12 protein-coding genes are annotated in these 12950 nt (G+C 70.2%); 4 read left to right on the top strand and 8 right to left on the bottom strand.

The features are described 5' to 3' along the window. Nucleotides 1–54 precede the first annotated feature (54 nt). Nucleotides 55–1023, bottom strand: coding sequence for a D-alanyl-D-alanine carboxypeptidase family protein (locus ACFV6V_RS03460; protein ID WP_385558437.1), 969 nt, complete (start codon nt 1021–1023; stop codon nt 55–57). A 204-nt stretch (nt 1024–1227) separates the two neighbouring features. On the opposite strand from ACFV6V_RS03460, the gene ACFV6V_RS03455 reads away from it, so the two are divergent. Both ACFV6V_RS03455 and ACFV6V_RS03450 read left to right on the top strand, forming a co-directional pair. After that, complete coding sequence (locus ACFV6V_RS03455; protein ID WP_385558434.1) at nt 1228–1869, top strand: GntR family transcriptional regulator; 642 nt, start codon at nt 1228–1230, stop codon at nt 1867–1869. Between the two features lie 71 nt (nt 1870–1940). Then, nucleotides 1941–3188 carry a nitrate/nitrite transporter gene (locus ACFV6V_RS03450; protein WP_385558869.1) on the top strand — a complete coding sequence of 416 codons (1248 nt, stop codon included), beginning with the start codon at nt 1941–1943 and terminating at the stop codon, nt 3186–3188. A gap of 25 nt (nt 3189–3213) precedes the next feature. Here ACFV6V_RS03450 and ACFV6V_RS03445 read toward each other — a convergent pair whose 3' ends face one another. Further along, nucleotides 3214–4038 (bottom strand): maleylpyruvate isomerase family mycothiol-dependent enzyme, encoded by an 825-nt coding sequence (locus tag ACFV6V_RS03445; RefSeq protein ID WP_385558431.1) that lies wholly within the window; start codon nt 4036–4038, stop codon nt 3214–3216. Nucleotides 4039–4203: 165 nt separating this feature from the next. On the opposite strand from ACFV6V_RS03445, the gene ACFV6V_RS03440 reads away from it, so the two are divergent. Further along, nucleotides 4204–5022, top strand: coding sequence for a carbon-nitrogen family hydrolase (locus ACFV6V_RS03440; RefSeq protein ID WP_385558429.1), 819 nt, complete (start codon nt 4204–4206; stop codon nt 5020–5022). A gap of 12 nt (nt 5023–5034) precedes the next feature. Here the strand turns inward: ACFV6V_RS03440 and ACFV6V_RS03435 are convergent, their stop codons facing one another. After that, a complete protein-coding gene (locus ACFV6V_RS03435; RefSeq protein WP_385558426.1) occupies nt 5035–5967 on the bottom strand; it encodes a CAP domain-containing protein in 933 nt (310 codons plus the stop codon). Nucleotides 5968–6405: 438 nt separating this feature from the next. Beyond that, on the bottom strand, nt 6406–6606 hold the full coding sequence (locus ACFV6V_RS03430; RefSeq protein ID WP_385558424.1) for a PspC domain-containing protein: 201 nt from the start codon (nt 6604–6606) through the stop codon (nt 6406–6408). Between the two features lie 398 nt (nt 6607–7004). Between ACFV6V_RS03430 and ACFV6V_RS03425 the strand changes: the two genes are divergently transcribed. Next, nucleotides 7005–8810, top strand: a complete 1806-nt coding sequence (locus ACFV6V_RS03425) for an NHL domain-containing thioredoxin family protein (RefSeq protein WP_385558421.1) — start codon at nt 7005–7007, stop codon at nt 8808–8810. 88 nt (nt 8811–8898) lie between these two features. Here the strand turns inward: ACFV6V_RS03425 and ACFV6V_RS03420 are convergent, their stop codons facing one another. The 4 genes from ACFV6V_RS03420 to ACFV6V_RS03405 form a co-directional block, all read right to left on the bottom strand. Continuing rightward, nucleotides 8899–9261, bottom strand: a complete 363-nt coding sequence (locus ACFV6V_RS03420) for a hypothetical protein (protein WP_385558418.1) — start codon at nt 9259–9261, stop codon at nt 8899–8901. 45 nt (nt 9262–9306) lie between these two features. Further along, nucleotides 9307–9522 carry a DUF6458 family protein gene (locus ACFV6V_RS03415; RefSeq protein ID WP_385558415.1) on the bottom strand — a complete coding sequence of 72 codons (216 nt, stop codon included), beginning with the start codon at nt 9520–9522 and terminating at the stop codon, nt 9307–9309. Between the two features lie 85 nt (nt 9523–9607). Further along, nucleotides 9608–10909: a M18 family aminopeptidase gene (locus ACFV6V_RS03410; protein ID WP_385558412.1), complete on the bottom strand. Its 1302-nt coding sequence runs from the start codon at nt 10907–10909 to the stop codon at nt 9608–9610. 214 nt (nt 10910–11123) lie between these two features. Continuing rightward, entirely contained in the window at nt 11124–12950 is a 1827-nt protein-coding gene (locus tag ACFV6V_RS03405; protein WP_385558409.1) for an acyl-CoA dehydrogenase, read from the bottom strand.

The following is a 12950-nucleotide window of genomic DNA, read 5'->3' as shown; positions in this document are numbered from 1 at the left end:
CCTGAAGGGCCCGTCCGGGAGGACGGGCCCTTCAGCGTTGTGCGAGTGGCCGAATCAGTCGCGCTGTGCGTCGGCCGGCAGCGAGCGCAGCTTCATCGTGCGCGCCGTCGACGAGCCGAAGCCGAAGTCCAGCAGCTTGGCCGCGTCGTTGAAGCGGTCGGTGCCGTTGAGCACCACACCGGTGTAGGTCTTGCCGTTGCGGGTGGCGGCGAACACCAGGCAGGGGCCGGCGGCCGTACCGGTGCCGGTCTTCACACCGATCGCGCCGCTGTAGGAGCCCAGCAGCTTGTTGGTGTTGTACCAGGTGTAGGTGCGGGTGCCGCCGGTGCTGGTGGGCGCGGTGGTCTTGTACGAGGTCGCCTTGACGACATCGCGGAAGACGGAGCTGCTCATCGCGTGACGGGCGAGCTTCGCCAGGTCCCACGGGGTCGTGTAGTTGTTGCCCGTGGGGGAGATGCCGTCGAACGAGTCGAACTTCGTGTTCGTCAGGCCGAGCTGCGTGGCCTTCTTGTTCATCTTCCCGATGAACGACTGTGTGCGGGCGGTACGGGTCGATCCGGTGCCGAAGGTGTCGGCGAGCGCGTACGCGGCGTCGCAGCCGGACGGCAGCATCAGCGCGGACAGCAGCTGGCGGACGGTCAGCTTGTCGCCCGTGCGCAGGTCGGCGGTGCTCGCGCCCTCGCGGGTCACGTAGTCACGGTAGGCCTGCTTGACGGTGACCTTCTTGTTGAGGTCCACGCCGGTCTGAGTGAGCACCGTGATGGCCGTCACGAGCTTGGTGGTGCTGGCCATCTGGCGCCGGGTGTTGTTCGCCTTGCCGTAGATGGCCTTGCCATCCGCCTGGTCGAGCAGGAATCCGCCCTTGGCGCTGATGGACGGGATGGGCTGGGTCGCCGCCTGGGCCGGAGCCGCGAGGGGCGAGACCGTCAGCAGCAGGCCGCCAGCGAGAACCGCTGTCGCGGCTCTGCGCACGCCGGTGAGGCTGGTTATCAAGGGAACGCTCCGTTTTGGCGTATACGTCATCTGTCGACATGTGAGACGACGGAAGGCGCCCTACGGATGTACGGAAGTTGTGCAGATCTCACTCCGTCTTCTATAGGGGCCCGTTTCCTCCCTTGCTGTCCCTCGCTGTCCGCTGTCCTTCGCTCTCCCTGTCGTCCTCGGGGGCCCTGTCTGAATGCTGGACGGGGCCTCCTGATGTACCTCTGTTGTATCTATGCTGTGCGCATGCCAGCCGCCGCCCCTGCCGCCGACCGTGTCTACGCCCACATCAAGCAGGCCGTACTGGACCGCCGTTATGAGGGCGGCACGCTCCTCACCGAAGGCGAGCTCGCCGAGGCGGTCGGGGTCTCCAGGACCCCGGTGCGCGAAGCCCTGCTCAAGCTGGAGATGGAGGGGCTGCTCAAGCTCTATCCCAAGAAGGGCGCCCTGGTGCTCGCCGTCTCCGCGCAGGAGATCGCGGATGTGATCGAGACCCGGCTGCTGGTGGAGGAGTTCGCCGTCCGCAGGTCGGTCCCGGCGTCCGCCGCGCTCGTCGAACGGCTGGCGGCGCTGGTGGACGAGCAGCGGCGGCGGGCCGAGGAAGGCGACCTCGCCGCGGTCGCCGCCACCGACCGCCGCTTCCACGCCGAGATCGTCCAGCATGCCGGAAACCAGATCCTCGCCCGCCTCTACGACCAGCTGCGCGACCGGCAACTACGGATGGGCGTCGCCCTGATGCACGCCCAGCCCGAGCGGGTCACCAAGAACATCACCGAACACGCCGAGTTGCTGGAGGCCATCAAGGCCGGTGACACCGAGGGCGCGGCGGAGTGCGTGCGCAGACACCTGGGCTGGGTGAAGGTACTGGTGCGGGGCGAAGACCGGTGAGCGACACCGGGTCCCCCGGCTCCTCCGGCGCCGGTTCCCTCCCCGCTGATCCGCCCGGTGGGCGCCGAGCCATGGCGGTCTGGGGCATCGGCGTCGCCGTCTACTTCGTTGCCGTGATCTTCCGAACGTCCCTGGGGGTCGCCGGACTCGACGCCGCCGACCGTTTCCACGTCAACGCCTCGGCGCTGTCCACCTTCTCCATACTCCAGCTGCTCGTCTACGCGGGCATGCAGATACCCGTCGGCCTGATGGTCGACCGGCTCGGCACCAAGAAGGTCCTCACCCTCGGGGTCGTCCTCTTCACGGCCGGACAGCTCGGCTTCGCGCTCTCCCCCTCCTACGGAACGGCCCTCGCCTCCCGCGCGCTGCTCGGCTGCGGCGACGCGATGACGTTCATCAGCGTGCTGCGGCTCGGCGCCCGCTGGTTCCCGGCCCGGCGCGGCCCGATGATCGCCCAGTTCGCCGCGCTGTTCGGGATGGCGGGCAATCTCGTCTCGACCATCGCCGTCTCACGGCTGCTGCACGGGCTCGGCTGGACCGCGACCTTCGCGGGCAGCGCCCTGGCCGGGGCGGTCGTGCTCGTGCTGGTGTCGCTCTTCCTGAGGGACCACCCCGAGGGTCACGCCCCCGCACCGGTCCCGCACAGCGGCGCCGCCTTCGTCCGCCGGCAGATAGCCGCGGCCTGGCGCGAGCCCGGCACCCGGCTCGGGATGTGGGTGCACTTCACCACGCAGTTCCCCGCGATGGTGTTCCTGCTGCTGTGGGGCATGCCCTTCCTGGTCGAGGCCCAGGGGCGGTCACGGGAGGCCGCGGGCGAGCTGCTCACGCTGGTGGTGGTCACCAACATGGTCGTGGGGCTCGTGTACGGGCAGGTCGTCGCCCGGCACCATGCCGCCCGGGCTCCACTCGCGCTCGGCACGGTCGCGGCCACCGCCCTGCTGTGGGCGGCGACCCTCGCGTATCCGGGTGATCAGGCCCCTTCCTGGTTGCTGATCACGCTGTGCGTGGTGCTCGGTGCCTGCGGTCCCGCCTCGATGATCGGTTTTGACTTCGCACGCCCCGCGAATCCGCCCCAGCGTCAGGGCACGGCCTCCGGAATCGTCAACATGGGCGGTTTCGTGGCCTCGATGACGACCCTGTTCGCGGTGGGTGTGCTGCTGGACATGACCGGAGACAACTACCGGATCGCCTTCGCCTCCGTCTTCGTCCTTCAGACCCTGGGCGTCGCCCAGATCCTGCGGCTGCGCGCCCGCACGGCGCGCCGCGAGCGCGAACGGCTGGTGGCCAGCCGGGTGGAGGCCGTGCACGTTCCGGTGTGAGCGGGCGTACGCCCGAGCCGCGGCGCTATGGAGTGACCGCGAAGCGGTCCAGGATCGCCGCGGCCAGGTCCGCGTCACCCTCGACCTTGATCCGGTCGGCCACGGCCGCGGGCTTCACCCGGCCCGCCGCCAGCCGTACGTAGGTCTCCCAGTCCAGGGCGAAGGACACGGCCGGACCCAGGGCCGGAGCCCCGTCGATCGTGCCCCGCCCCTCCGCGTCGATCCGTACCGTACGCAGGAACTCCAGCGGCCCGCTGACGTCGAAGACCACCGTGGAGCGCGGCGGGGCGCCCGCGTCCCGGGCGACGACCTTGGGCAGAACCGTCAGGAAGTTGTCGCGGACGATGTGGGCGCCGGGGGCGTCGAGGTTGCCCGGCCTGCCGAGCACCGTGCGGAGATCCTGCTCGTGCAGCCAGACATCGGCCGCCCGCATCCGGTAGGCCAGTTCCAGTGTCTGCTCGGCGCCCAGCGGGGCACGCATCAAGGTGTCGGGGGTGCGGTTCTCGTTCCGTATCTGACGGTTGCGCCGGATGATCGTGTACTCGAGCTCGGCGGTCATCTCGGGCCCGGTGTGGTGGCGCCGCACATCGACCTGCATCTCCATGTAGCGCGCGAACTCGCTGCGCACATGGTAAAGATCACGGGGCAGGCTGTGGATCGGCCGGGGATCGCCGAGCATCTCGCACTCCATGCCGATGATGTGCGACACGATGTCGCGCACCGACCAACCGGGGCACGGAGTCGGGCGGTTCCACTCGCCCTCGACAAGCGGCTGCACCAGCTCGGATATTGCTTCGACGGAGTGGTTCCAGGCGTCGGCGTAGGTCTGGAGGCTGGGATGGACGGTCACGGAACCCCTCGACGGTTGTGCGCGGGCTGGTTGCTGGGCAGCGGCCGGGGGTCCTGGGGGTGGCCCCCGGAACAGAACAGTACGCTGCCGGAAGGCACCCCGGCAGTGCTTTCGGACGACGATCGTAGGGCTGGCTGACAGCTCGAATGCCAGGACGGTGGTAGTGTGCGCGCTTCGCTCATCCAGATCGCTGTAGACCCGGAGGAATCCGTCGATTCCCGGCGGCAGCGTGCCGCCGCCCTCGTGCGGGAGCAGTCCGAGGCGGACCTGGTGGTGCTACCGGAGCTGTGGCCCACCGGGGCGTTCGCGTACGACCTGTTCACGGCCGAGGCGGAGCCCCTCGACGGTCCGACCCACGAAGTGATGGCCAAGGCCGCGGCGGACGCGAGGGTTTGGCTGCACGCGGGCTCGATCGTGGAACGGGGCCCGGCGGCCGAAGGGTCTGAAGGGGCTCTCTTCAACACCTCGCTGGTGTTCTCCCCCGCGGGTGAACTCGCGTGTGTCTACCGGAAGATCCACCGTTTCGGCTTCGACAAGGGCGAGGCGGTGATGATGGCCGCGGGCACGGAACTGGTCACGGTCCCGCTGCCCGGCTCTCCCGGCGCCACACTCGGGCTCGCCACCTGCTACGACCTGCGCTTCCCGGAGCTGTTCCGCGGACTCGTCGACGCGGGCGCCGACATCCTCGTGATCGCGGCCGGCTGGCCCGAGCGCCGCCGCGCCCACTGGACCCTCCTCGCCCAGGCGCGTGCGGTGGAGAACCAGTCCTATGTCCTCGCCGTCGGCAGCGCGGGCACCCATGCGGGGGTCCAGCAGGCCGGCCACAGCATCGTCGTGGACCCCTGGGGCGAGGTGCTGGCTGAGGCCGGTCCGGACGAGCAGATCCTCACGGTGGACCTGGACCTGACGAAGCCGGCGGCGACCCGGGAGCAGTTCCCGGCCCTCAAGGACCGCATGCTGGGGCTGCCGTCGCCGCGTCGTTGAGCTTCCTGAGTGTCAGTACTCGGCGCCGAAGTTCTGGACCCACCAGGGCCCGTTGCCGCTGAGGTTCACGCCGATGCCGAAGTCCTCGAAGTCGCAGTCGGTGATGTTGTCGCGATGGGTGGGGCTGTTCATCCAGCCGGTCATCGCCGTCACGGGGTCCTCCGGGCCCCGGTGGAGGTTCTCGCCCCACATCCCGACCGGGTAGCCCGCGGCGCGCAACCGCTCGTCGGCGTGCCGTCCCTCGCTGTCGACGTGCTCGTAGTAGTCGCGGGCCGCCATGTCGTCGGCGTGCGCCTGGGCCACGGCCTGCATGCGCGCGTTCACCCGCAGCGGCTCGCAACCGGCCTTCGCCCGCTCGATGTTCACCAGCGTGACGATCTCCTCGGCGAACCGCGCAGCCTTGTTCTTCGCCTTGCCGGTGCCCGTCGCCTTCTGCTTCGACGGCTCCCCGGAGGGTTGGGTCGTGCGGTTCTTGTTACGGGAGGTGCTGGGGGACTCCGCCTCGTGCGGGGACCGGCTCTGCGAACCGGTGGGCGCCCCGTCACCGGAAGACGCGGAAGGCTTCCCCGACGGGGCGGCCGTCGGGGAAGCCGGGGGTATGAACCCGGAGAGCTCGCCGCCCGGCGCCACCGCGATGCCCGAGTCCGCCGGCACCTCCTGCACCGAAGCCGAAGCCGATGCCCTGTCGTTGCCGCTGTCGCCGTCCGACCCGCTCAGCGCGAAGATCCCACCCGCGAGCACGGCCGCCGCGGCCACCCCCACGACGGCGGACGTCGGCGCGTCCGCCCGGAACCCGGCCTGCGGACGCCGGCTGTGCCGCCCCTTCCCAGCCGCCCGCCGCCGCCCGCCGCGAGAGTCGTGCCCGTCGTGCTCAGCGTGTCCGCCGTCCGCGTTCCGGAGTGCCTGGGGCGCCACGGTCTCGGGGAACCAGGTGGGCTTCTTCATGTGCTGCATCGGGCCCCGCTCTCTCACCGGAAGGCCGGTCCGTCCGGCAGAAAGGAGAATGGTACGGGGCACGCGGGATAACACTTTTTGGCCCGGGGGCTGAAAAAGTCCTCGGCGGACGGCTGGCGCCGGACCGACGGGCGGGAAGATGGGCGGGAAGGTGGTCCCTGCGCAGACCGCCGGCGGCGATCGCCGGCGCAGTGCTTGTGGACGCGGTGATCGCCAAACCGCCGGCCCCCCTTCTCCACCACGACCGCGCAGCCGGTCACCTGTGGCGGGGAGATGTGGTCGCCACCGCCGGGCTGATCCGGCTCGACGTCGGCCCGGCCCGCGCCGGCCGCGCGCACCTCGCACCGGTCGCGGTCGCCTCCTGCACCGGGCGGGCGGCGTACTGGTCCACCTCGGCATGTGTGCCCCTCGGGGCTGTGCAGGCCCCCCTCACCAGGCGGTCGACGCGGTCTTCTCCGCCGGCAGCAGCAGCCACAGCGCCAGGTACAGCAGGACCTGCGGGCCCGGCAGGAGGCACGACGCCAGGAAGATCACCCGCATGGTGGTCGCGGAGGTGCCGAAGCGCCGCGCGAGCGCCGCGCACACTCCGCCGATCATCTTTCCGTCACGGGGGCGGGCAAGTGCGGCCATGGTGGGCTCCTTAGCGAGTCCTTCGTGGGAGTCACTCCTGTGTGCTCCCGATGACTCGATACTCGCCCGGAACCAGGGGGCGAAGCGTCGCTCTGCGGTCCGATCCGGACCCTGGGAATCGTCGGGGTCGCCCCCTGAGGAGCCTCCTCCCGGAGCAGGGGTCCGCCCTCATTCCCGAGACGGGGAGACGGATTCCCGAGACGGGGAGACGGCCGGGTCCCACTGCGCCGCAGCCTCGCACGGCCTGCCGGACCACCTGGCATCGCCACCTGGCTCCCGTGTTTGAGGGAACCCGGCTGCCGGAGTTCGCCGTGGTGGAGCGCGCCCGGTGAAATGTCAGGCCGGCGGCGCCGTACGGCCGTGATCTGGTGTTCATGGGCCAATGGCAAGCTTGAAGGATGAACGATGCTGCCCCCGCGTCCGAGCCCCGCCGCCGTGCCCGTGTCCGTGCCCCCGAGCTGATCGGCAAGGGCGGATGGATCAACACCGGCGGGAAGGACCTGAAGCTCGCCGATTTCCGAGGCCGCACATTGATCTTGGATTTCTGGACGTTCTGCTGCATCAACTGCCTGCACGTCCTGGACGAGCTCCGTGAGCTCGAGGAGAAGCACCGGGACACCGTCGTGATCGTCGGTGTGCACTCGCCGAAGTTCGTGCACGAGGCCGAGCACCAGGCCGTCGTCGACGCCGTCGAGCGCTACGAGGTGCACCACCCCGTGCTCGACGACCCCGAGCTCGCGACGTGGAAGCAGTACGCCGTGCGGGCCTGGCCGACGCTTGTGGTGATCGATCCGGAGGGGTATGTCGTCGCCCAGCACGCCGGGGAGGGGCATGCTCATGCCATCGAGCGGCTGGTGGAGGAGCTGGAGGCCGAGCATGAGGCGAAGGGGACGCTGCGGCGCGGGGACGGGCCGTATGTGGCGCCGGAGCCGGTGCCGACGGATCTGCGGTTTCCCGGGAAGGCGGTCGTGCTGCCGTCCGGGCACTTCCTGGTCTCCGACTCGACCCGGCACCAGCTCGTCGAGCTGGCGGCTGACGGCGAGACCGTCGTACGCAGGATCGGCGGGGACGGGGGCGGGGACTTCCGGGAGCCGCAGGGGCTCGCGCTGCTGCCGTCGGGGAAGGTGATCGTCGCCGACACCGTGAACCATGCGCTGTGCACGTACGACCCGGAGACCGGGACGATCGAGCGGGTCGCCGGGACCGGGCGCCAGTGGTGGCAGGGCTCTCCGGCCTCGGGGCCCGCGCTCGAGGTGGATCTGTCGTCGCCGTGGGATGTGGCCTGGTGGCAGGGCAGGGTGTGGATCGCGATGGCCGGGGTCCACCAGCTGTGGACGTACGACCCGGAGGCCGGGACGGTCCAGGTGGCGGCGGGCACGACCAACGAAGGGCTCGTGGACGGACCGGCCGCCGAGGCCTGGTTCGCGCAGCCGTCCGGTCTCGCCGCCACCGCCGACCGGTTGTGGATCGCCGACTCGGAGACTTCGGCGCTGCGCTGGATCGACCCCGAAGGTGTCGTGCACACCGCCGTCGGCACCGGCCTGTTCGACTTCGGGCACCGGGACGGCCCCGCCGAGCAGGCACTGCTCCAACACCCACTCGGGGTGACCGCGCTGCCGGACGGCTCGGTGGCCGTGTCGGACACGTACAACCACGCGCTGCGCCGCTACGACCCGGCGACCGGCGAGGTGACCACCCTCGCCACCGATCTGCGCGAGCCGTCCGCCGCCGTGCTGGTGGACGAGGACATCGTGGTCGTCGAGTCGGCCAGGCACCGGCTTACCCGGCTGCGGCTGCCCGAGGAGGCCGTAAGGGTCGAGGCCGTCGCCCATCGCACCCAGCGCGCCGCCACCGACGTGGCCCCGGGCATGCTGCGGCTGGACGTGGTGTTCCAGGCACCTGCCGGGCAGAAGCTCGACACCCGCTACGGGCCGTCGACCCGGTTGCTGGTCTCCTCGACCCCTCCCGGGCTGCTGTCCGCGGGCGAGGGCGCGGGTACGGACCTGTTCCGGGAGCTGGAGCTGAACCCCGGGGTCACCGAGGGCGTTCTGCATGTCTCGGCGATGGCCGCCTCGTGCGACGACGATCCGGAGAACGAGTACCCGGCCTGCCATGTGCACCAGCAGGACTGGGGTGTTCCGGTACGTGTCGCCCCGGACGGCGCCACCCGGCTGCCGCTGGTGCTCGCGGGCATGGACGCCTGATCCGCCGTACCGGACGGGACCTAGCCGTGTGTGAGAACTGCGGCGCGCCCCGCCCTTCGGGCGGACGACGCCTGTTCTCACACACGGCCTAGCGCACCAGGCCCTGGTGCGTTGAGGGGCGGCCCGCTGCGCCGTCGAGGCAACCGGTCACCCACAGCGGAGAGTTGTGGGTGGCCCGGCGGCCTCCCAAGCCCTCCGCGAGCAGTCGGGCGCAACCGCCGCTGAGCAGCTCCTTCGTCCGCTCGCCCGTCACATCGGCCTGGCGGATACGGGTGCCCATGATGTACCCGCCCTCGTAGGCGACATCATCGCCCCACGGCGGACGGTCGTTGAACCGCCAGATCAGGAACGCGGCGCCCGCCGCACCCAGCAACGCGCATGCCACGAGCGCGGTGAGCACCCTGCCGCGCCGCCCTGGGACCCGGTGGTGCACCGGATCCGTCTGCCCCATCAGAACCATGGTCGACACCGTGGCAGGGGCGGTGTTTCCCGGATGTTAGCGCCGGTTCTCGTCCACGTACGTGGGTGTCACCGGCGGTACGATCGCGCGGCGGCGCCGGGCGATGCTGGTGAAGACGGCGACCCCGATGATGCCGACCGCCATCATGATCAGACCGACCAGGTCGAGATTGACGCTCTCCGTCTGCCAGTCGGTTGCGAAGGTGAGAATCGCGCCTGCCCCGATGAGCAGGATGCAGCCTCCTAGACCCATGATTTCCGCCTCCTGAAAGCAACGTGGCCGTTCGGGTACCCCCAACCCGAACGGCCATGCCGCAAGAAGCGGTTTTCCTGCCGGTTCAGCTCTCCAGGAACGCCACCAGCGCGTTGGCCAGCAGATACGGGTCGTCCGCGGCGCACAGTTCGCGGGCGCTGTGCATCGACAGGATGGCGACGCCGATGTCGACGGTCCGGATCCCGTGGCGTGCCGCGGTGATCGGGCCGATCGTCGTGCCGCAGGGCATCGAGTTGCTGGAGACGAACGTCTGCCATGGCACCCCGGCGCGCTCGCACGCCGCCGCGAACACGGCACGGCCGCTGCCGTCGGTGGCGTACCGCTGGTTGGCGTTGACCTTCAGGATCGGGCCGCCGCCCGCGCGCGGGTGGTGCGTGGGGTCGTGGCGCTCCGCGTAGTTGGGGTGCACCGCGTGGCCGGTGTCGGAGGACAGGCACACCGTCCCGGCGAAGGCGCGGGCCCGGTCCTCGTACGAGCCGCCGCGGGCGAACACCGAGCGCTCCAGCACCGAACCGAGCAGCGGGCCGTCCGCGCCGGTGTCCGCCTGGGAGCCGTTCTCCTCGTGGTCGAAGGCGGCGAGCACGGGGATGTAGGGCAGGCCGTCCCGTGCGGAAACCGAGGCCAGCGCGGCCGTACCGGCGTGCACGGACAGCAGGTTGTCCATCCGGGGTCCGGCGAGGAGCTCATGGTCGCGGCCGAGGTACGCGGGAGCCTCCAGCGCGTGCGTCATCAGGTCCCAGCCGGTGACCTCCCCGGCGGACAGCCCGGACTCCTCTTCCAGGAAGGCGATGAGGTCGCCCTCGCCCACGGAGTCGCCGAGCCCCCAGATGGGCTGCATGTGCTTCTGCTTGTCGAGCTGGAGGCCCTTCTCGTAGATCGCGCGGTCCATGTGGATGGCGAGTTGGGGCACACGCAGCAGGGGGCGGTCGATGTTGACGAGCCGGGTGCCGCCGTCGCGCAACGAGAGCCGGCCCGCGAGGCCGAGGTCGCGGTCCAGCCAGGAGTTGAGCAGCGGCCCGCCGTAGATCTCGACGGCCACCTGCCGCCAGCCGTGCGCCCCCATGTCCGGCTGCGGCTTGACCCGTAGGTTCGGGGAGTCGGTGTGGGCCCCGACGATCCGGAACGGGGTGTGCGGCGCCGCACCTTCGGGCACGTACCAGGCGATGATCGCGCCGCCCCGCAGCACGTACTTCCCGCCGCTCGTGCCGTCCCAGGCGTCGGTCTCCTCGACCTGCCGGAAACCGGCCTTCTCCAGTCGTGCGGCGGCGTTCGCCACGGCGTGGTAGGGCGAGGGGGACGCCGCGAGGAAGGACATCAGGTCGTCGGTGTGGCCGCGGTCGAAGGCGGTGGGGGCGCTGCTCGTCATGAGGCCAGCCTAAGTGGGCCGCCTGTAGCCGGTCGATCTCGGTGGGATCGGTGTGCGGCGGGACGGCGTCGAGCGGGAGGAGGTCGTCCATGGTGCAGCCGCCCGGCGGTTCCTCCCATGGACGGGATTCCGGGCCGTGCCGCCGGTCGCGGGTACGACGATGCCGCCACCCGAACGAGTCGAGTGGCGGCACCGGAGTGACGGCGGAGGCGCTTTAGAACGCGGCCTCGTCCAGCTCCATCAGCTCGTTGTCGATGCCCTCGGCGATCTCGCGCGCGGTCGTGACGCCCGGCAGGACGTTGGCGGCGAAGAACTTCGCGGCCGCGATCTTGCCCTGGTAGAAGGCCTTGTCCTTGGGGGACGCGGTCTCCAGCTTCTCGGCGGCTACGGCCGCGCCGCGCAGCAGCAGGTAGCCGACGACGACATCGCCGGAGGCCAGCAGCAGGCGGGTGGTGTTGAGGCCGACCTTGTAGATGTTCTTGACGTCCTCGCCGGTGGCGGTGAGGTCGGTCAGCATCCGGCCGACGATGCCCTCCAGGTCCACGGCGGCCTTGGCGAGCGCGTCACGGGCGCCGGCCAGCTCGTCGCCGCCGGTGCCGACCGCGAGGAACTTCTTGATCTCCTCGGCCAGCAGGTTCAGGGACGCGCCCTGGTCGCGGACGATCTTCCGGAAGAAGTAGTCCTGGCCCTGGATCGCCGTGGTGCCCTCGTAGAGGGTGTCGATCTTGGCGTCCCGGATGTACTGCTCGATCGGGTACTCCTGGAGGTACCCGGAGCCACCGAAGATCTGGAGCGACTGGGCGAGCTGCTCGTACGCCTTCTCGGAGCCGTAGCCCTTCACGATCGGCAGCAGCAGGTCGTTCAGGCCGTGCAGCGTCTTGGCGTCCTCGCCCGCCGCCTCCTTGACCGCGATCTCGTCCTGGACGGACGCGGTGTAGAGGACGAGGGTGCGCATGCCTTCCGCGTACGCCTTCTGCGTCATCAGCGAGCGGCGCACGTCGGGGTGGTTGGTGATGGTGACCTTGGGGGCGGTCTTGTCCATGAACTGCGACAGGTCGGAGCCCTGGACGCGCTCCTTGGCGTACTCCAGCGCGTTCAGGTAGCCCGTCGAGAGCGTGGAGATCGCCTTCGTGCCGACCATCATCCGGGCGAACTCGATGATCATGAACATCTGGCGGATGCCGTCGTGCTTGTCGCCGATCAGCCAGCCCTTGGCGGGGTGCTTGTCGCCGAACGTCATCTCGCAGGTGTTGGAGGCCTTGAGGCCCATCTTGTGCTCGACGTTCGTGGCGTAGACGCCGTTGCGCTCGCCCAGCTCGCCGGTCTCCCAGTCGAAGTGGAACTTCGGCACGAGGAAGAGGGACAGGCCCTTGGTGCCGGGGCCGTGGCCCTCGGGGCGGGCGAGGACGTAGTGGAGGATGTTCTCCTCCATGTCGTGCTCACCGGAGGTGATGAAGCGCTTCACGCCCTCGATGTGCCAGGAGCCGTCCTCCTGCTCGATCGCCTTGGTGCGGCCGGCGCCGACGTCCGAGCCGGCGTCCGGCTCGGTGAGGACCATGGTGGAGCCCCACTGCTTCTCGACCGCGATCTGCGCGACCTTCTTCTGGGCCTCGTTGCCCTCGTCGTGGAGGATGCCGGCGAAGGCCGGGCCAGAGGAGTACATCCAGATCGCCGGGTTCGAGCCCAGCAGCAGCTCGGCGTACGACCAGACGAGAGAGCGGGGCGCGGTGGTGCCGCCGATCTCCTCCGGCAGGCCGAGACGCCAGTACTCGGACTCCATGAAGGCCTTGTAGCTCTTCTTGAAGCTGGCGGGCACGGGAGCGGTGTTGGTCTCCGGGTCGAAGACCGGCGGGTTGCGGTCGGCGTCCGTGAAGGACTCGGCGAGGTCGTTCTCCGCGAGGCGGGCGATCTCGTCCAGGATGCTCTTGGCGGTCTCGACGTCCATCTCCGCGAACGGGCCGGTGCCGTACAGCTTGTCGCGGCCGAGCACCTCGAAGAGGTTGAACTCGATGTCGCGGAGATTCGACTTGTAGTGGCCCAT

The sequence above is a fragment of the Streptomyces sp. NPDC059828 genome (genome assembly GCF_042731955.1).
Lineage (GTDB): Bacteria > Actinomycetota > Actinomycetes > Streptomycetales > Streptomycetaceae > Streptomyces.
Note: the sequence above shows the minus strand (reverse complement) of the source record. Positions and strands in the feature narration are given on the sequence as shown.

Bases quoted from the DNA above. Each gene is read 5' to 3' on its own strand.
- ACFV6V_RS03420 (WP_385558418.1), bottom strand. From the start codon at position 9,261: ATGGGGCAGACGGATCCGGTGCACCACCGGGTCCCAGGGCGGCGCGGC.
- ACFV6V_RS03455 (WP_385558434.1), top strand. From the start codon at position 1,228: ATGCCAGCCGCCGCCCCTGCCGCCGACCGTGTCTACGCCCACATCAAG.
- ACFV6V_RS03450 (WP_385558869.1), top strand. From the start codon at position 1,941: ATGGCGGTCTGGGGCATCGGCGTCGCCGTCTACTTCGTTGCCGTGATC.
- ACFV6V_RS03435 (WP_385558426.1), bottom strand. From the start codon at position 5,967: ATGAAGAAGCCCACCTGGTTCCCCGAGACCGTGGCGCCCCAGGCACTC.
- ACFV6V_RS03405 (WP_385558409.1), bottom strand. From the start codon at position 12,950: ATGGGCCACTACAAGTCGAATCTCCGCGACATCGAGTTCAACCTCTTC.
- ACFV6V_RS03430 (WP_385558424.1), bottom strand. From the start codon at position 6,606: ATGGCCGCACTTGCCCGCCCCCGTGACGGAAAGATGATCGGCGGAGTG.
- ACFV6V_RS03415 (WP_385558415.1), bottom strand. From the start codon at position 9,522: ATGGGTCTAGGAGGCTGCATCCTGCTCATCGGGGCAGGCGCGATTCTC.
- ACFV6V_RS03460 (WP_385558437.1), bottom strand. From the start codon at position 1,023: ATGACGTATACGCCAAAACGGAGCGTTCCCTTGATAACCAGCCTCACC.
- ACFV6V_RS03410 (WP_385558412.1), bottom strand. From the start codon at position 10,909: ATGACGAGCAGCGCCCCCACCGCCTTCGACCGCGGCCACACCGACGAC.
- ACFV6V_RS03425 (WP_385558421.1), top strand. From the start codon at position 7,005: ATGAACGATGCTGCCCCCGCGTCCGAGCCCCGCCGCCGTGCCCGTGTC.